Source organism: Paenibacillus sp. CCS19, from assembly GCF_033239625.1.
GTDB lineage: Bacteria > Bacillota > Bacilli > Paenibacillales > Paenibacillaceae > Paenibacillus_T.
Map to the genome: position 1 here is coordinate 157,746 of NZ_BTCK01000007.1, position 19,141 is coordinate 176,886.

The 19,141-nt window shown below is 49.7% G+C and carries 10 protein-coding genes and 1 rRNA gene; 10 read left to right on the plus strand and 1 reads right to left on the minus strand.

Features of this window, described 5'->3' with window-relative positions; all coding sequences use genetic code 11:
• The first annotated feature begins 3 nt into the window (after positions 1–3).
• The 9 genes from SBI19_RS08130 (at position 4) to SBI19_RS08170 (ending at position 17,412) form a co-directional block, all read left to right on the plus strand.
• On the plus strand, positions 4–708 hold the full coding sequence (locus SBI19_RS08130) for a 4'-phosphopantetheinyl transferase family protein (RefSeq protein ID WP_317966853.1): 705 nt from the start codon (positions 4–6) through the stop codon (positions 706–708).
• Between the two features lie 180 nt (positions 709–888).
• Positions 889–2,664 (plus strand): MFS transporter, encoded by a 1,776-nt coding sequence (locus tag SBI19_RS08135; RefSeq protein WP_317966854.1) that lies wholly within the window; start codon positions 889–891, stop codon positions 2,662–2,664.
• A gap of 238 nt (positions 2,665–2,902) precedes the next feature.
• On the plus strand, positions 2,903–3,526 hold the full coding sequence (locus SBI19_RS08140; protein ID WP_317966855.1) for an accessory gene regulator B family protein: 624 nt from the start codon (positions 2,903–2,905) through the stop codon (positions 3,524–3,526).
• Positions 3,510–3,677: a cyclic lactone autoinducer peptide gene (locus SBI19_RS08145; protein WP_317966856.1), complete on the plus strand. Its 168-nt coding sequence runs from the start codon at positions 3,510–3,512 to the stop codon at positions 3,675–3,677. The genes SBI19_RS08140 and SBI19_RS08145 overlap by 17 nt, the downstream gene beginning before the upstream one ends.
• Positions 3,678–3,899: 222 nt before the next feature.
• Complete coding sequence (locus SBI19_RS08150; protein ID WP_317966858.1) at positions 3,900–5,225, plus strand: sensor histidine kinase; 1,326 nt, start codon at positions 3,900–3,902, stop codon at positions 5,223–5,225.
• Between the two features lie 28 nt (positions 5,226–5,253).
• Positions 5,254–5,988 (plus strand): LytR/AlgR family response regulator transcription factor, encoded by a 735-nt coding sequence (locus SBI19_RS08155; RefSeq protein WP_317966860.1) that lies wholly within the window; start codon positions 5,254–5,256, stop codon positions 5,986–5,988.
• A gap of 78 nt (positions 5,989–6,066) precedes the next feature.
• The gene (locus SBI19_RS08160) at positions 6,067–6,831 is read left to right on the plus strand and encodes an SDR family NAD(P)-dependent oxidoreductase (RefSeq protein WP_317966862.1); all 765 of its coding nucleotides are present in this window, start codon (positions 6,067–6,069) and stop codon (positions 6,829–6,831) included.
• 334 nt (positions 6,832–7,165) lie between these two features.
• Complete coding sequence (locus SBI19_RS08165; RefSeq protein ID WP_317966864.1) at positions 7,166–14,152, plus strand: Ig-like domain-containing protein; 6,987 nt, start codon at positions 7,166–7,168, stop codon at positions 14,150–14,152.
• 110 nt (positions 14,153–14,262) lie between these two features.
• Positions 14,263–17,412, plus strand: coding sequence for a hybrid sensor histidine kinase/response regulator (locus tag SBI19_RS08170; RefSeq protein WP_317966866.1), 3,150 nt, complete (start codon positions 14,263–14,265; stop codon positions 17,410–17,412).
• 67 nt (positions 17,413–17,479) lie between these two features.
• Here the strand turns inward: SBI19_RS08170 and SBI19_RS08175 are convergent, their stop codons facing one another.
• A complete protein-coding gene (locus SBI19_RS08175; protein WP_317966868.1) occupies positions 17,480–18,607 on the minus strand; it encodes a response regulator in 1,128 nt (375 codons plus the stop codon).
• A 473-nt stretch (positions 18,608–19,080) separates the two neighbouring features.
• On the opposite strand from SBI19_RS08175, the gene SBI19_RS08180 reads away from it, so the two are divergent.
• A 16S ribosomal RNA gene (locus SBI19_RS08180) occupies positions 19,081–19,141 on the plus strand; the annotation flags it as partial.

Genomic DNA, 19,141 nt, shown 5'->3' on the forward strand with positions numbered 1-19,141 from the left:
CATATGGGTCATCCCACAGGAGTCGAGATTGGCATAGAAATCAATGCCGTAAGAATTCCGAAGGAAATCGACGGGAACCTGTTTTTGTCCTTGCTGCCATTGGTTTCTGAGGAGAAAAGACGAAGGATTGAACGATTCGTTTATCGCGAAGATGCGCTTCGCGCGCTGCTGGGCGAGATGCTCGTGCGCAGAATCATTCAGACGAAGCTGGGCTTATCTAACGATGAAATCCGATTCAAGCGGAATCGTTACGGCAAGCCTTTCTTGGAAAACTGCGAGGACTGTTATTTCAATATCTCTCATTCCGGCGAATGGGTAGTCGGCGTCATTCATTCCAAGCCGATCGGCATTGATGTCGAGCAGATCCAAACGATCGATCTGGAAATCGCTCAGCGCTTTTTCGCCGAGGAAGAGTATAGGGCAATGCAGAACAGACCCGATATCGAGAGGCAGTCATTCTTCTACGATATGTGGACGCTAAAGGAAAGTTATATGAAGGCGATCGGGAAAGGGTTGTCCGTTCCGCTCGATTCGTTCTCCATTCAGATCGTATCGAAGGATGAGATTCGGCTGACCGAAGGCGAGAAGGCTGCCAATTACCATTTCAAGCAATATGATATCGATCCCGGCTATAAGCTGTCTGTTTGTGCGGAGAGCGACCGATTCCCAAGTCGAGTAACGATGCTGGATTGGCGGGAAGTTTGTTAATAGTCGTGGTTTACGTTTACGTTCCGATACGGTTTTTCCGCAATATTGGCGCAATCGGTTTAGGGTATTCTCGAGACCTGTTGTCGGTTAGCTAGTATATAACCTGTTGCTATACTGTTAGGAGGAACAATGAAATAATAACGGCGGTCTTGACCGTTAAGTCGCAGGAGTGATCAAGGAATGGTATTGTCAGCAAACACGGCCGGCGGACAACAGGGGATCAAAATCGTATGGTTGATGTGTATCGGAATTTTCCTATGCATGATCGACACGACCATCATGAATATCGCTTTGCCAAGTATTCAACAGAGCTTGAACGTATCTTTGGAGAAAATGTCTTGGGTGCTGAACGTCTACACGATGTCAATCGCGGTTCTCGCCATTCCGCTCGGTCGTTTCGCGGAACTGCTAGGACGGGGCAAGGTTTATGTCGGCGGGCTCGTTATCTTCTGCTTAGGATCGCTGCTATGCGCGCTGTCGTCCAGCGGAGATATGCTGATCGTATCACGCTTCATTCAAAGCGTCGGCGCGGCTATTCTGCTGCCTAGCAGCTTTACGATCGGCGTATCGGCAATGCCCATAGAGAAGCGCGGCGTCGCGTTATCGATTCTCGGCGTCATGCAAGGGCTGTCTGCTGCGATGGGACCGGCAATCGGCGGCATTATTACGCAGAACGTGTCTTGGGAGTGGGTGTTCCTCGTTAACGTGCCGATCAGCATCATTGCACTCGTGCTCGTCCTGATGAACTTGAACTTGCGTAATGAGCCGAGAGTGAAAGCGAAGAACGACTGGCTTGGCCTCATCCTGTGCAGCGCTTCGATCTTCACCCTCACGCTCGTCCTGATCAAGGGCGGCGAGTGGGGCTGGACAAGCGGGAATGCTTGGGCATGTTATATTGCCTCCGCCTTAACATTCGTTGTCTTCATTCTGGTAGAGAAGCGATTATCCTATGCCATGGTCAATCTGAAGCTGTTCCATGATCGATTTTTCGTGGGTTCGTCGGCGTTGATGGTTGTAGGCAATATTTTTCTCATCGGCGTAATGGTTCTGCTGCCAACCTTTCTGACAAGGATGATGGATAAGACGGAGTTTACGGCGGCTCTGATGGTAACGCCGGTCTCGTTCATGATCTTCCTTATTGCACCTATCGCTTCACTGCTTATTAAGTTGATGGGCAAGACGGCTGTTATTATTTCCGGCTTCGTTCTGATGGGATTCTCTTATGAACTGCTGAGCCATCTGAACATCGGGTCGTCAACGCTTCAGATCGTAATCGCATGCCTCCTGCTTGGCGCAGGGTACGGGATGATCGTAGGCCCGATTACGGTCATGGGCGCTTCATCCTTCCAGGGTGAGCTGCTCGCCGCCTCCCAAGGCGTTATGCAGATGTTCCGCCAAGTGGGCATGGTGCTGGCTATCGCGATCTTCGTAGCGGCATTGACCCATAATATGAAGGTTCGCGAGCAAGAGAGCCTTGATTATGCGAAGCAGCAGCTCGTTGCAATCGACTTGGAACAATCGGTCAAGGACACGGTGCTGGCCAATGTCGAGCACAAGATCGATGAGCAGAATGTCAGCGGTCAAGAGGCTCAGCAGCAGGGCAGCGACGTGTATGTAACGCCTGAACGCCGCCAGCAATTGATAGACGAGGCAGTTGCGGTCGAGCTCGCGAAGGTGCCGGCCGACCAACAGGATGCGGAGAAGGCTGGCATTGAGAAAGCTGTATCGGCCGCAGTGGATGAGAGAATCATTTCGATTACGAAGCAGCTGGACGAATACTCGGCTGACGTTCAGACCCACACGATCGACAGGATGGCAGGCAGCTTCGCCAGCTTGTATAAGAACGCAATGCCGATTATATTCGCTTCAGCGGTCCTCGGATTCGTCTTCTGGGAGAAACGCCGCAAGGTTGTAACGGAAGTCGGCGCAGACAAGGTGAAGGTAGGCAACCTATAGTAACCTATAGCCTTCGACAACTTAAGTCTATTGCATGAGGGATAGCCTGTTGAGACATTCTCAACAGGCTATTTTTTACTTGCATTGACATTTACATGGCTTTTTCGCACGCCTATGAAGCGTAACTGCGCTTATAACAATCACCCATGATGGAAATACTAGCTGATAAGGTCATTCGCGTCATCTTGGTCTATCGTCTAGTAAGATAAGGACATAAGAGGTGAGGTGATCAAACGATATGCAAGAGCAGCAAGTTGTAAGAATGGGTTTTACGGAAACGATAGCAAGCCGCTGTGCCACATGGCTCAGTGCCCAGAATAACGGAGACCACATCGCGTATTTGAAAATGAAGCTGGGCATCGAAATGCTCCTCATAAACGTGACCAAGACTTTAATCGTTTACGGAGTTTCGCTAGTCTGTCATCTGTTTTTCCAGACGCTTATTCTTCACGGTGCCTATTACGCTGTCCGCCGATATTCCTTCGGACTGCATGCAAGCACAAGCCTGAACTGCACCTTGGTCAGCATCCTCATGTTTGTTGGCACTCCGCAACTGAGCCCTTACATCAACCTCTCGAATCTTGCCGTCGTCGGATTAGGCCTCTTGTTCGCTGCTTTGCTCTACCGCTATGCGCCGGCGGACACAGACAAGTTCCCGCTTATTGGCGCTGAGCGCAGAAGGAAGTTAAGAAGGTTGTCCGCTGCTACGTCGCTGATTATTACGCTTATCGCAATTATTGCATCGAGTCCAACGGTGACAGCCTTGCTTATGCTGGGCGTCGCGCTGCAGATCATAACGATCATGCCTATTACATATAAATTATTAAAGAGGAGTGTTAGAAATTATGAAAAATATGAGTGAGAGAATGGTAGAGGGTATTAAAGATCAATTGTCGAAAACGATGGGAAGGCTCGCCATTAAGACCGGAGAAGTGACGATGGAAACATCCTGCCTGATGTTCGGTTACGAGCCTAGCATTCCGCAAGAGCTCTTGAAATCGTCCAGCAAATAGTCATTTTACAATAAAAAAAGAACAGGAGCTTTTACCATAAACCGCCTTCATCAGCTCATGATGAGGGCGGTTCTTTGCGTTATTAACTTAACTAACTTAATTGACAATAATTTACGATAAAGGTTAATATAAACTCGGTTCTGTAGTTCATTCATAGAGGTGAGGATAATCCAATCAATTACAGCGGGAGCGTTCTTATAAATTAATTAAAGGTGGCTAGTTATGATTACGTTTATAGCCTCGCTTATACAGATGGCGACATACTGCTTCTCTATCCCGATATTAATGAACCGTAGAATCGGAGTAGGCCTCTTCTTGATTATGATGGCAGGGTTCCAAACGATAGGAATGGCTCTATTGCCGCTGATAGGCGCGATGAGCAGTCTTGTCATATTAGTATTTATGGTAGGCTGCCTATACTTCATGTGTCGACGATGGCTGCTAAGCATCACGATTGCCGTCATTCCGATGATTATGTTGGTTGTCAGCGATTATGTAATCAATTTGTTTATGCTGCAATTTTTTAATCTATCAACCACGGATATACAGAATGATTATCTCCTCGAAGGAGTAGTCGGCATTATGCTGCTGACCTTCGCTTTATGCTACCTCGGAAGATATCTATTCGGAACAATGCGAGATCATGAGCCATTCTTTCGTCGTTACGGTATCCTTCTTACCGGGATGGTGGTCATTATCCTTCTCATTTTCTATTTGAATATATGGATCGGCCAGCAGCAAGGGTTTTCGAACGAGAACATCCGTGCGAATAGCATCTTGTTCTTATTTTATTTCATTCTTCTAATCGGGGTCTGCTTTGTACTCATTCGAATCATGATGAAAGAAACCGATTTGCAGAATAGGCAGGTACAGTATGATCGTTTGACGGAATATACGGAGAACCTGGAGCAGCTGTATATGGACATGCAGAAATTCCGCCACGACTATATCAACATTCTGCTGACGATGTCGGAGTACATTCGTTCGGGAGACGTGGAGCGATTGGCGCGCTACTTCAATGAACGAATCATGCCGATCAGCCAAGGGATGCAGTCGAATAACTACAAGCTGGGCGCGCTGCACAATGTAAAGCTGCAGGAGCTTAAGGGCATCTTGTCCTCCAAGCTGATCAAAGCGCAGGAGCTGAAGATCGATGCGGTTATTGAAGTCGTAGAGCCGATTGAGCAGATCAATATGGATTCCGTCCAGCTGTGTCGCTGTCTTGGCATCATTCTGGACAATGCAATAGAGGAAGCGATTCAATGCGAGAAGCCAAACGTACGGGTAGCCGTCATTAAACGGGATCCATCGGTGCTCATTGCAGTCACGAACAGCTGCCGCAGCAATACGCCCGAGCTTTACCGAATATTTGAACGAGGCTTCTCGACCAAAGGGACGAATAGGGGGCTTGGTCTTAGCAACCTGAAGGAGATAGTCGCCAAGTCGGAGAGCACAACGCTCGATACGCAGATTTTGAACGGAGAGTTCATCCAACTGCTCGAGGTGCACAGTGCGCCGGTAACGACGAAATCTAGAATGACTGGTTGACCAGTCCACGCAAGGAGGCGAATTGACGATGCTTGAAGTGTTTATTTGTGAAGATGATCCGCAGCAGCGCAGCCAGATTACGAAGTATGTGTCCGACTACATTATGATCGAGAACCTGGACATGAAGATCGTCGTATCGACAGGAAATTCAGAAGATGTGATCGACTATTTGCGCAACAATCAGGTGACGGGACTTTATTTTCTCGATGTGGACCTGAAGGAAGATAAAAGCGGTATTGCGCTCGGGGCGGAGATTCGCCAATATGACAACCAAGGAGCGATCGTGTTCATCACGACGCACTCGGAGCTTACGTATCTTACGTTCACTTATAAGGTCGAAGCGATGGACTATATAACGAAGGACAAATTCACCGATATCCAGAGGCGAATCATCGATTGCATTGATACGGCTAATCAACGTTACCTTATGAACAAGCACAGCAACCGTAAGGTTTTCCAGACCAAGTCCGGCGACAAAATGATCGGTGTCGATTACAGCGACATCCTGTTCTTTGAGACCTCCTCCCAACTGCACAAAATCATTCTTCACGCGACCAATCGACAAGTCGAATTTTACGGCAAGCTCAAAGATATTCTCGAGATGGACAGCCGCTTCTATCGCTGCCACAACTCGTACGTCGTGAACAAGGACAATATCGCCGAGGTCGATATGTCGAAGCGGGAAATTCGAATGACGAACGGTCAGATTTGCTATGCATCCAGCCGTTTTCTCAAAGGATTGAAGGATATCGTGCAGCATTAATCGAATGTATGAATGGACTTGACCGTCCTATCAAGGACGGTTTTCTCATCGAACAACGATTAGGAGGCTGGCTGCTGTATGATTTCAATCGATCTATCCAACAAGACGGCGCTCGTTACAGGAGCAACTGGTGAGCTTGGACGTGTCATTGCGCGTACGCTTGCGCAGAGCGGGGCCGATATTATCATTCACTACCACAGCAGTGAAGCGAAGGCGAAGCAACTGCAGCAAGAGATTGAGCAGCTTGGCCGTCAAGCGTTTATCGTGCAAGCGGATATGGGGCGGCTGGAATCGGTTCAGCGAATGCAATCGCAGGTGGCAGAGCAGTTCCAACTGCCGGACATCGTCGTCGCTAACGCTGTTTCTCAATATAAATGGACGTCCGTTCTTGAACAGGATGTAGCGGATTATGTTGATCAATTCAACACAACCGTATTGCAGCTTGTTCATGCGACCAAAGCATTCGTGCCGCATATGATTGAGCAACGCGGCGGCCGCGTCATTGCGATCAATACGGAGTGTGCGATGCAGAATTTCCCGACGCAGTCGGCTTATGTAGCGGGCAAACGGGGAATGGATGGTGTTTGCCGCGTATTGGCGCGTGAGATTGGCGAATATCAGATTACGGTGAACCAAGTGGCGCCAGGTTGGACGATCAGCGAACGGGATCGCTTGAATGGCACTGAACGCAGTGAAGGTTATGACAGTCAAGTGCCGCTGCGCCGCCGGGGTACGGACCAAGAAATCGCCAATGTCGTTGCCTTCCTGGCATCCGATCTTGCGAGCTTTATAACGGGCGCCTATGTTCCTGTCTCGGGCGGGAATGTCATGCCAACAATCTAGTCGCATTATATATAGTAGGAAGACATTATTATTGCCGAGGAAATAGACCGCTCTCTAGCGCATAGGGAGCGGTCTTTGTGTTGTTGGTCGATAATCGAGCAAACATGTGCATCCGATTGCTTCTTCTGTTGACTTACGGGATAGAAGGCTACGATCTGCATCAATTATTGTTCGAACCACAGGTAAATTAGGGAAGTTGGTCTATGAAAGGTTGTTGCTTTTTAGTTCCAAAGACTCTTGTTCAAAAATTGTACAGTTTTGATTGCTACAATTAGTGTCAGACCTTCCTGGCTGATAAAGCCGAGGAAATATGGGGGAACAAGGGGAGACTGGCGTGTTAAGTGAAAGGACAAATCACGGTAACAAGTTAGGCAGAAAATCGCTGCGCAATCAGCTTCTTGCCATAACATTGACGGGGGCGATGCTATCAGGCTCGCTGCTTGTGCCGCCAAGTCAGGCGGAAGCTGCTGTTGATCCAGGATCGATTGGCGCTGTCTTTATGACAGATACCGATAACTGGGGCGGCGGCGCTGCCTCGAGTGTTGCCGATGGGGATTTGGACCTTAGTCTGAAGAACCAGAATAAGGCGACTGGCGACAACTATGCCAAATACCCGATTGATTTCAAAATTACGGGTGTTACGAAGAAACCAGTCAAGAGCGCACAGCTTCTCATCCGAGCTTATGATGTGGATGAATATAAGGAGGCACTGGCCGCAAGCGGTGAATGGGACCGTGTCTACTTCTCGTCCGAAGCTTCCGATATTGCGCTAGGCAGCTCCTATACGACATGGCCGACCAGCAGCCAATGGAATACGGTTGTGAAGGCTTCCGGCATCGGTACAGACAGCTCAACGAACGGTGCTAACTATAAGAAAGAAATGCCTCAGCGGGCGTACCTAGGCACGTTATCTGGTCAGGACGCGAGATGGAATACAACAGTCTTGTCGTTCTCGCCAACCGAATTCGATCGCATTGGGTTAGGCGACAACTTCGTAGGCGTAACGATTCATCACTACTATCAAGACGTTCGGACCACCTCGAGCACACCAAACACGAACTGGTCGATGACGATCGATTGGGGCCAGCTTATTATTGACGGCGGTGATCGGGCGACAGGCGAGATCACCAAAACAGGTCTCAAGGTTGAGAAAGGCAAAGTGACGGTTGATACGAGCTTCCTGCCCAAAGTAACCGGCAACAATTTTGCTGGAGAAGTGAACGTCATTGAGAAAGCCGTTGTGAACGGTCAAGTCATCGAACGCAACCTCGGCATCCAGCAGAAGCTGTTCCCGACTCCTGCAGTGGGCACGGAAGTGAACTGGAATAATATCACCATCTCCGACACCGGCATCGATCCTGCCAAGGAGTACATCGTTAACGTCGTACTATTCGATGACCGCGGCAGCAACGGCGGTGCGAAAGATACTACGAGCGGTACAAACCCGGGTAAAGCGGAGCATGTCGTAACGTTCTCGACGCTTGATCCGATTGTGCAGGATTTTGCAAAGTCGGGTCTTCGTTCTGCTCCTACAGCGTTTACGAAGGCAGACTTTCAAAATCATTACTTCAAGCTGAACGGCGGCGCGGCTAACGGCACGAATCTGCAGTCGGTTCGCATTTCTGAACTGCCGGATTCGGCTAAGGGCAGCCTTCAACTGAATGGGACGCCTGTTACGGCTGGTCAATTGATTCCGGCAGGCGACCTGCCCAATCTGGCATTCGTTCCAGTAGCAGCGGGCTTCGACGGGACTGTGACGTTCAAGTGGAACGGCTTCAACGGGACGAAATTCGCGACCGATGATGCGACAGTTACGATCAACAGCTCGCCAGAGGTACAGGATTTTGTGAAAATCGCCAAGTTCGGCGATTTTACGCTGCCGATTACACTCGGCGATTTTACAGCTCATTATATCGATCCAGGCAGTGAATCGATTGAAGGCGTTAAGGTCGTTACGCTTCCCGATTCATCGAAAGGCAAGCTGGCTCTTGATAATGGATCCGGACAGTACACGGATATTACGGAGGGGCAGGAGCTGTCGTTAACGCAAGCGGCGCATGTTGTCTTTATTCCTGAGACAGATGCGACAGGTACGACATCGTTCCAATGGAATGGCTCTGACGGTCTTCAATTCGCCCATGAGTCGAAGACGGTTACGATCATTATTAATCGCCCGCCGGTTGTGCAAGACATCGTCATGAATGGCCAGAAGGGTAATCCGACTGCATTCTCGACGAATGATTTTGCTAAAGCAGCCTCTTTCGAGGATGCAGACGGCGATACGCTGCAGCAGGCACGTATAACCGTTCCGACTGGTTTTGCCAGCATCGGAACGCTCAAGTATACGAAGACAGGAGCTGGCAATACAGCAATTGCTCCAGGTCAAACGGCTGTTCTGACGGCAAACGAGCTTGCGACGCTTGTATTCACGCCTGTGGCTAATCTTGCAGATGGAGTCGTTCCAGCGTTTACTTGGATCGGCAGCGACGGCATGCATGATTCTACGCAGTCCGCTCAAGTGAAGATCAATTACAACGGCATCCCAACTGCAGCTCCGGTTACTTATACAGTGGATGAGGGGACGCCTGCGGTTAACGTGGTGCTGCAAGGCAGTGATGCAGAGTCCGCATCGGACAAGCTGGCCTATGTGATCGAAGCAGCGCCGACACACGGTACGCTTGCGGCAGACTCGACGAATCCGCATGGAGCGGCTTGGATTTATACGCCGGACAACGGATTTACGGGTAAGGAAAGCTTTACTTATTCGGTTATCGACGAAGGCAATCAGAAGAGCACGCCGGCAGACGTTGTCATTGATATTCAGAAACCGCTGGATGGCTGGGTCGGCAATAAGCAACAAGGCGATCCGACGGTAGTCAAAGCACAGCCGGATCATGGACTGCAGCTATCTGCGATCAGCTCGCATCTCGCGGCATCTGTGACGGCGAATGTAGACGGAACGGCTGTTCCGCTTCAGCTTTCTAACGCTTCGACATGGCAAACGGATGGATATAAGCTGTGGGTGAACACGACGTTCGTGCTCCCATCGGACACGACAAGCGGTACACATACCGTTACGTTCACGGCATCGGACACGCTAGGTGCAGTCGTACAGACCGAATTGCCATTGAAGCTGGCAGATAACAAGTTTTATATCGCAGCAGCAGGATTGCCAACTGCTTCGACCTTAGACTACACCGATAATGAAGGAGCGGCATCGATTAAGGTGACCCTGCAAGGCAGCGATCCTGAGACAACATCGGATAAGCTGACTTACACAATCGAGGGCAACCCGACGAAAGGTACGTTGACGAAGGATTCGTCTGATTCATCGGGTACGAAGTGGATCTATACGCCTTCGTCTAATTTCAAGTCGGGTACAGATACATTTACGTACACGGTTACCGATGAAGATGACCATAAGAGTGCAAATGCAACGGTCACGATCCATATTCAGAAACCGCTGGAAGGATGGGTCGGCGACAAGCTGCAGGGTGATTCGACTATTATTAAGGCGCAGCCAGATCATGCACTCAAGCTGTCGGCAATCAGCTCGCATCTTGCAGCATCGGTAACGGCCAATGTGGACGGCGCCTCCGTTTCGCTGCAGCTGGTGAATGCATCGACTTGGGTGACGGACGGCTACAAGAAGTGGGAGAATACAACGTTCGTGCTTCCATCGGATACGGCAAGCGGCAACCATACGGTTACGTTCACCGCTGCTAATGCAACGAATCCAGCCCTTCAGACCGAGGCGTCCGATAAGCTGACGGATAATAAGTTCTATATTGCAGCGGCAGGATTGCCAACTGCAGTACCGCTGGTCTATACAGATAATGAAGGCGCAGCGTCAATCAACGTCAAGCTGCAAGGCAACGATCCGGAAACACCGCAGAATAAGCTGACGGTTACGATTGAGAGCGATCCATCGAAAGGTACGCTTACGAGCGATCCAACCGATTTGACGGGCACATTGTGGATCTATACGCTTGCAGCCGGTTTTACGTCAGGCACAGACAGTTTTACTTATTCCGTCACGGATGAAGATGATCATAAGAGCACCCCAGTTACGGTTATCATTCATATCCAGAAACCGCTGGAAGGATGGGTCGGCGACAAGCAACAAGGCGATCCAACGGTAATCAAATCTCAGCCAGATCGTGAGTTGAAACTGGCGGCTATTAGCTCGCATCTCGCAGCTTTTGTAACGGCGGATGTGGACGGTACGCCGGTACAACTTCAACTTGCGAATGCAGCGACTTGGGCGGCAGACGGCTATAAGCTGTGGGAGAATACGACATTCGTGCTTCCAGCAGGGACGGCAGGCGGCAACCATACCGTTACATTCACGGCAGCAGATGCAACGATTACTGTTCTTCAGACAGAATCGTCCCTGAAGCTGGCGGATAACAAGTTTTACGTTGCAGCGGCAGGACTGCCTACAGCAGTACCGCTCGTATATACAAATGATGAAGGCACGGCATCCATTAACGTTACCCTACAAGGTAACGATCCGGAAACAACCTCGGATTATTTGATCTACACGATTGAAAGCGATCCGGCGAAAGGTACGCTGACGAAGGAGCCATCGGATTCGACGGGAACGCAGTGGATCTATACGCCAACTGGTGGATTTACTGCAGGCGTGGACAGCTTTGCTTATACCGTTACCGACGAAGATGATCATAAGAGCGCGCCAGTTGAAGTTACGATCAACCTCCAGAAGCCGCTCGAAGGTTGGGTTGGCGACAAGGGGCAAGGTGAACCGACCATTATTAAGACCCTGCCTGAGCAGCAGTTGAAGCTGTCGGCCATCAGCTCGCATCTCGCGCAAGCTGTAACGGCGAATGTGGATGGCTCGCTTGTACCACTTCAACTAGTCAACGGTTCGACTTATTTGACAGATGGCTATAAGCAATGGGTGAATACGATATTCACGCTGCCGGAGTCGACGCAGAGCGGAACGTACACGGTTACGTTCACGGCGGCCGATGCCGCTAACGCTGAGCTGCAGACTGAATCGCAGACGAAGCTCGGAGATAACAAATTCAAGATTGCAGCAGCAGATCTTGCGCTGACGGCTGATCCGAAGGAACTGTTAGGCGACGGCAAGTCGACGACTGTACTGACGGCCGTGCTGACCGATGAGGATGGCACGCCGGTGGAAGGCGTTGCGGTTAATTTCACAGCGCCAGCAGGCCAAGGGCTGTTCATTGGCGGCAGTAACGCAGTTACAGATGCGCAGGGACGAGCAGAAGTTACGTATCGCTCGCCGCAAATTACGGGCGTCGTTGAACAACATCTGCCGATTCAAGCGGTCGTGTACGATCCTGTGCGCGGATTGTCGGCTAAAGACGAGATTATTGTGACGTTCATGCCTGCTTCGGTCGAAGGGATTGTGACGAGGTTCGATTCTAAGAGCAATAAGAACATACCGGTTCAGGGTGCTGGCGTTCGCGTAACGCTTGATCTGAATGGCGATGGCGTGATTGTAGCTGGCGTTGATTTCGATGAAACGGTGTTGACGGATGAGAATGGCGCATATAAGGTCATCGTTCCGAAAGGGAATGTCATCTATAACGTTGATATCGTTCAGCCTGTCCAAGTAGGCGACACAACCAAACAGGTTTCTTACCATCAAACGGCAGCAGTCGGTGAAGTGACCGGCTCTGGCGAGGAGAAATTCACTGCTAACGAGACGATTACCGGCATTGCGTTCATGCAGCAGTCGGACGGTTCGAGATCGCTGCTCACATCTGACATGACGTCAGGAATGAGCGTCTATGTGAAACGAGCTGGCGGTGACTACATTCTGGACGGCAGTAACAATCCGAAAGCATTTGCGGTTGACGTCAGTGGCGTCTTCCATGCAGACGGACTGACGGTTGGCGACTATGAGCTGGAGTTCCGTTATGTTTTCGACTCCGGCAAAGAAATTGTTATCGGCAAAGGAGCAGCTAAGGTATCGGCTACAGGCGAGATGAATATCGCCGAAGAACTGATCGATCCATACGGAACGATCACCGATGCAGATACGCATGCTGTAATTGAGAATGCGAAGGTCGTACTTACTTACGCGGACACAGGCGCAGTGGTTAATCTGCCGCCAATTGTCGGCTTCGCGCCGAATGATAACGCTAGTCCCGTGCAGTACAGCGACGCAAGCGGGTTGTATGCGTACATGGTTTATCCGGATACGGATTATGTGCTGACGGTATCGAAGGATGGTTACGTTACCTACACGAGTCCCGTTATATCCGTCGGCAAAGATATTGTTAAACACGACATCCAATTGCGCAAGACACCTGCGTATGTGCCTCCGGTTGCAGTAGAACCTAAGGCTTCGTTAAGCTTGAACGTTGACGCGAATACGGTGAAAGAAGGCGGCCAGACGCAAGTTACGGTCACCTACAAGAATGATTCCTCGACATCGCTGTCATCGGGACAAGTGAAAGTTACGCTGCCTGAAGGTGCTGTTGTCGTTGATGCAGCAGGCGGCAAAGTTAATGGCAATGCGATTGTGTGGGATGTTGCCAATGTTGCAGGCGGACAGTCGGGCAGCATGAAACTGACGGTCCAATGGCCGCTCCTGGAGCAGTCTGAATTGGCAGTCTCGATTCAAGCGGAGTTCAATGTTTCGGGCGTGAACGTGAAAGCTTCGACGCCAATCCATATCTACTCCGACCGTTTCGGGGAACTGTCGCATTATCGGTACATCCTCGGTTACCCGGACAAACAATTTAAGCCGAACGGCTCGCTTACGCGTGCGGAGCTGGCAGCGATCGTCGCACGGTTAACCGATAACAGTGACATCGCGTATACGCTCCCGTATACGGATATCCGTGAAGGCCATTGGGCAACCCGTTACATTAAAGTAGCGTCCAAATACGGTCTCTTCAGCGGTTATCAGGACGGCACATTCCGTCCGGATGCACCTGTAACGCGTGCAGAACTAGCAGCAGTAATGGCTCGCTTCCTGAAGATTAACGTTGGCAGCAGTGCATTGAACCATTTCAATGATACGACCGGGCATTGGGCAGGCTCGATCATTGAGGCGCTTTATAACGGCAAATTCTTGACAGGTTATCCGGACGGCAGCTTCAAGCCGAACGATAAGATCAAGCGTGCCGAAGCGGTTACGATGATTAACCGTATGCTGTATCGCGGGCCGCTGACGGGTCTGGCACCAATCTTCCCAGACATGCCGTCCTCGCACTGGGCATTCGGTGATGTGCAAGAGGCAACCGTATCGCACATCTCGGTGCATAATGAAGAGGGCGGAGAGAATTGGAAAGACGATCTGGAGGATGACGTGAAGTAAATTGGCCGGCTCCAGCGGCAGCAATAACCGTTCCTATGAAGCGTAAGCGGATAGGAACGGTTTTTTTCATCGTATGGACGAATAATGTCGAAAAGGAATATGGTCGATTCATGTCGAAACTACGAGTTATGATGCGAATACTACACTCTTATCGGTTCAAACATAGTCTATTTATTTTTCTGTTAGCGATCGTACTTATTGTACTTCGCTGGGGATGGTCGGAGCTATTTCCCACGTCTTCGTCCCATCAAGCGGTTAATGGCGTGGTTGATTTGCGCGGCATCGATCTGGAGGGAGAGCCGCCGGTTTACTTGAATGGCGAGTGGGATCTGTATCCTGGGCAGCTGCTGACGCATCAGTCACTACTCTCACAGGAGCAGAAGGACTATCGAGAAATCAAGGTGCCAGGCAGTTGGGGATCTATATCTGGCAACCGAGCGTATGGATACGGGACGTACCGATTGCGAATTCTGATTGATCCTCTCAGGGAGCCGGTAACCTTCTGGCTGCAGGGCATTCAAGCCTCTTCCGAAGTTGAAATCAATGGGGTCGTAACGAGTGCGCTCGGCAAATATGCGTCGTCCGCTGAAGACTATACACCTCGTACTGTCTCATATACGGCATCTTATGGAGATGAAGGGACGACCGAGATTGAACTGCTAATACGTGTCGCCAACTACGATGAGCCCTATAATGGAGGGCTTACGCGGCCTATCCGTTTCGGCGCTCAATCGTCGCTTGATTATTCGCGCTGGTATTCCATAGGTTTTCAGCTGGTCGTTTTCATTATTTTGCTGCTTCACGGGCTGTATGCGCTCATCCTCTATTCATTCAATTCGAGGGAGCGGGCGCTGCTGGTCGCAGCGTTGTTCATGCTGTCTCTTAGCATTGCAATCCTGAGTGGGCACGACAATATTCTCTCGCTCTGGCTCCCTATCAATTACACATGGACGATTAAGATCAGACTGATCGCGCTCCTATGGCAGAACTACTGCATATTGAATGTCTTTGGGCGATTCGCTTCCAATAGACCCCGTCCTAGGGGATTGCATACATACTTGCTGCTCCTGTCGGCATTTACTGTATTTTTAATGTTTTCGCCTGCATGGCTAGTTTACACTTTGGTCCACTTCCATGTTTTTGATGCCTTTTATTTGATCCCGTTTGCCTGGTATCTCTATTTGGTAGGCAGGATGGTGGTCAACAAAGACGATCCGGATATTATCTTCATGTTATTACTGGCTACAACCACTACTTCTAATTTCGTTTGGAGCCTTGTGGAGACGGCGCACAATGTGACGACTGTATTTTATCCGATCGATATTATTATTGGACTTATTGGTTTCTCAACCTATTGGTTCAAAAAGTATATACGCAACTCTCGGGATAATGAAGAGCTTAACTTGCAGCTGCGTAGGGCGGATAAAGCGAAAGACCAGTTCCTGGCGAATACGTCGCATGAGCTTCGCACGCCGTTGCATGGCATCATGAATATTGCAGAGACGATAATGGTTAAGGAGAAGCATCGACTGCAAGCAGACAGCTTGCGGAGCATGGAACTGCTCATTACGATAAGTCGGCGCATGTCCCACATGCTTGGGGACCTGCTCGACGTGGCTCGTTTGAAGGAGCAGCGAATTGTGCTGCAGTACCAGGCGTTTGCGGTTCAATCGGTCGTTCCTGCTATATTCGATATTTTCTCCTTCATGGTGAAGGGCAAGCCTGTCCAGCTCGTGATGAATATCGATGCAGCGACGCCGCCGGTATGGGCGGACGAGAAGCGGGTCGTACAGATTCTGTACAATCTGATCCATAACGCGATCAAATTCACTGAGACAGGCATTATACGGGTGTCGGTTGTAAGGAAAGGCGACCGTCTCGGTGTGCTTGTATCCGATACAGGCGTTGGGATGGATGAAGCGACGCAGACTAAGGCGTTCACACCTTACGAACAAGGCGATGGCGGTATGGAAGACGGCAGCGGTCTCGGTCTTGGATTAAGCATATGCAAGCAGCTAGTGGAACTGCATGGCGGGACATTGACGGTCAGTTCAGAGCTTGGGGTTGGCTCGGTATTCCGATTCGACCTGGCGTTGGCAGATGCCGCTCATGTGCCGGCAAGCCCGAGCCTGCTGGCAGAAGAGATCGCGATTCCAATCGAAACAATCGTACCGCCTGTATTTGACGCAGCAGCAATAAGGCTGGCGCCAGCGCTGGAAGATGATGCAGCGCTGCTGAATCAGGGCAAGTCTAATATTCTTGTCGTCGACGACGACCCTGTTAACTTGAGCGTGCTCGTCGGTATTCTCTCCACGGAGCCCTACATTGTCACGACTACCTCCTCGGCGCATGAGGCGTTAGAGTTGATCGGGAAGCGGCAGTGGGATTTGCTCATTGCGGATGTGATGATGCCGCATATGTCTGGATACGAGTTGGCTCAGAAGATAAGAGAACGTTATTCATTGTCTGAACTGCCGATTGTGCTGCTCACGGCACGTGCACAGCCGGTGGACGTCTATGCAGGATTCCTTGCGGGTGCCAATGATTATGTGACCAAACCGGTTGATGCAGTTGAATTGAAATACCGGGTTCGATCGTGGACGGGACTGAAGCAATCCATTAATGAACGGATGCGGATGGAAGCGGCTTATTTGCAAGCGCAGATTCAGCCGCATTTTCTATTCAATACGCTGCATTCGATTATGGCGCTTAGCACGGTAGATACGGATAGGATGCGTAAAATGGGTGAGGCTTTCGCTTCATTCCTGCGCATAAGCATCGACTTCGTAAATACGGATGAGCTGGTCGAGCTATCGCACGAGCTGGAGCTTGTTGAGGCTTATCTGTTTATCGAGAAGGAACGTTTCGAGGAAAGACTTCAAATTCAGTGGGAGTTGAACGCTGACAGGAGAGGTTTGCTTCCGCCGCTGACGATTCAGCCGCTGGTGGAGAACGCTGTTAAGCACGGTCTGATGAAGCAGGTTCAAGGCGGTAAGGTAACCATTCGCATCAGCGGGCAAGAAGACGGTATGAGGATTGAAGTGCAAGATGATGGCAAAGGGATGGAAGAAGCGGAGGTCCATAAGCTGCTTGATCCGATGAGGAAGGGCAAAAGAGGAATCGGGCTGGCCAATACGAATCGCCGATTGCTTGCCCGATACGGGCGAGGCTTATCGATAAAGAGTCATCCCGGAGAAGGAACGGTTGCATCGTTCGTCATTCCACAAATGATGAATAAGGAACGCAATGATTTAGAATAGGTTAGTTGTTTGCGCGGCTGGACATGTTGGAAAGACATGTGCAGCCGCGTTTTTAACGTATAAGGAATTAGGAGAGGTGCATATAGCTGTCGAACCACTCTCTTATATAACCGCTTGGGCTCACATCGAGTTCCTCTGTCATAATGCTGCACAACTGCTCGTATTGCTGTACGACTGCCGTTTGCTTCCCGAGTGCCGCATATATTTTCATTACATTATAATGAGCATCTTCTACAGTTGGGTAACGATGACAAATTTCAGAGTAGATCGTCAGCGCTTTCTCGTGATTGCCGTTTTCCCTATACCAATGGCCAATACGGTGGGCAAGCAGAAGCCACTTTCCAAGCAACCGTTCTCGCTCTCCTTCTGCCCACAGGTAATCATAGGTCTGAAGGTAATCGCCGGTATACTCCGTCATGACGGATTCATGGGAAGCGATTGAGCCTTCGTCCAGTTCAGCGAGGTCATCGAGCTGCTTCTGCCAATGATCGGCATCCAGCCATACCTGATGCAGCGTGAGCATGTAGCCCTCAGATTGATTGACGATTTGAAAGTGTTCATGGTAGTCAGCAAGTGTTTTTCGTATCTGATACACGGCGGAATAGAGCAGCGAATAAGCTTTATCGGTATCATGAGTAGGCCATAGTTGATCGATAATCGTGGATTTACGGACGAGCAGGCCGCGATGCTGAAGTAAATATAGGAACAGCTCCATCGCTTTGACAGTACGCCAGTTTAGAGGCTTTGCGCTGCCGCCAGCTGGTTCGAGCATCAATTGACGCATCACTCGTACTTTCAATATCGACTCAACCAGTGTTTCATCAACTATATGAAGGTTTAGTCTTTCATTAATACGCTGAATCGTTTTCTGTAATCGTCCGGCTTCGTAAGGCTTCATTATGTAGTCGACAGCGCTAATCTCAAATGCATGAACAGCAAACTGGTTGTAGGCCGTTACGAATATGACTTGAAGAGAAGGGGAGATCTCGAGCAGGCGCTCGGCGAGCTCCATGCCATTCATCTCGGGCAAGTCGATATCTAGGAATACGGCATCCGGCCGCTGGGACTTTACGGCGTCTATTGCAAGCAATGGGTTCATAAAGGCGCCGACAATCGATACGTTAGGGAAAGTGCTTAATTGTCGTTCCAAGTAGTTTAATGCAATGCGCTCGTCATCTATAATTATTACGTTCATTACGGATGCTCCTTCAATTGCTGTGCTACCTATCATATTAACAAATGCAGGGTAATAAAAGAATGATAGAATCACCTTTACAGACACGATACATCACGGTTTTGAAACTTTCTTCATTTTTCGACAGATTCAGTTTGGGAAATTTGTCGAAAGTGCTTGCAATGTGTAGCCGGACTATGGTATATTCTAATTCCGGCCGAGAAACATGAAGCCGGCGAGCTTATAACAAATCAAGTTTTGAAGATAACATCTTCGAAATGAATGATAAAAAAGAGCTTGCACGACACGCGGTCATGTGGTAAGATAATGGACGTTGTCGAAACAAAGCAAAAAGAAATGATTGACACGCTGATTAACATCTGGTAAGATGTAAAAGTTGTCGAAATTGTTCTTTGAAAACTGAACAACGAGCGAAACTGTCAGTTTAAATGTTTTAAATGAGCTAACAAGCTTCTATAATGGCTTCGGCCACTTTTATGGAGAGTTTGATCCTGGCTCAGGACGAACGCTGGCGGCGTGCCTAATACATGCAAG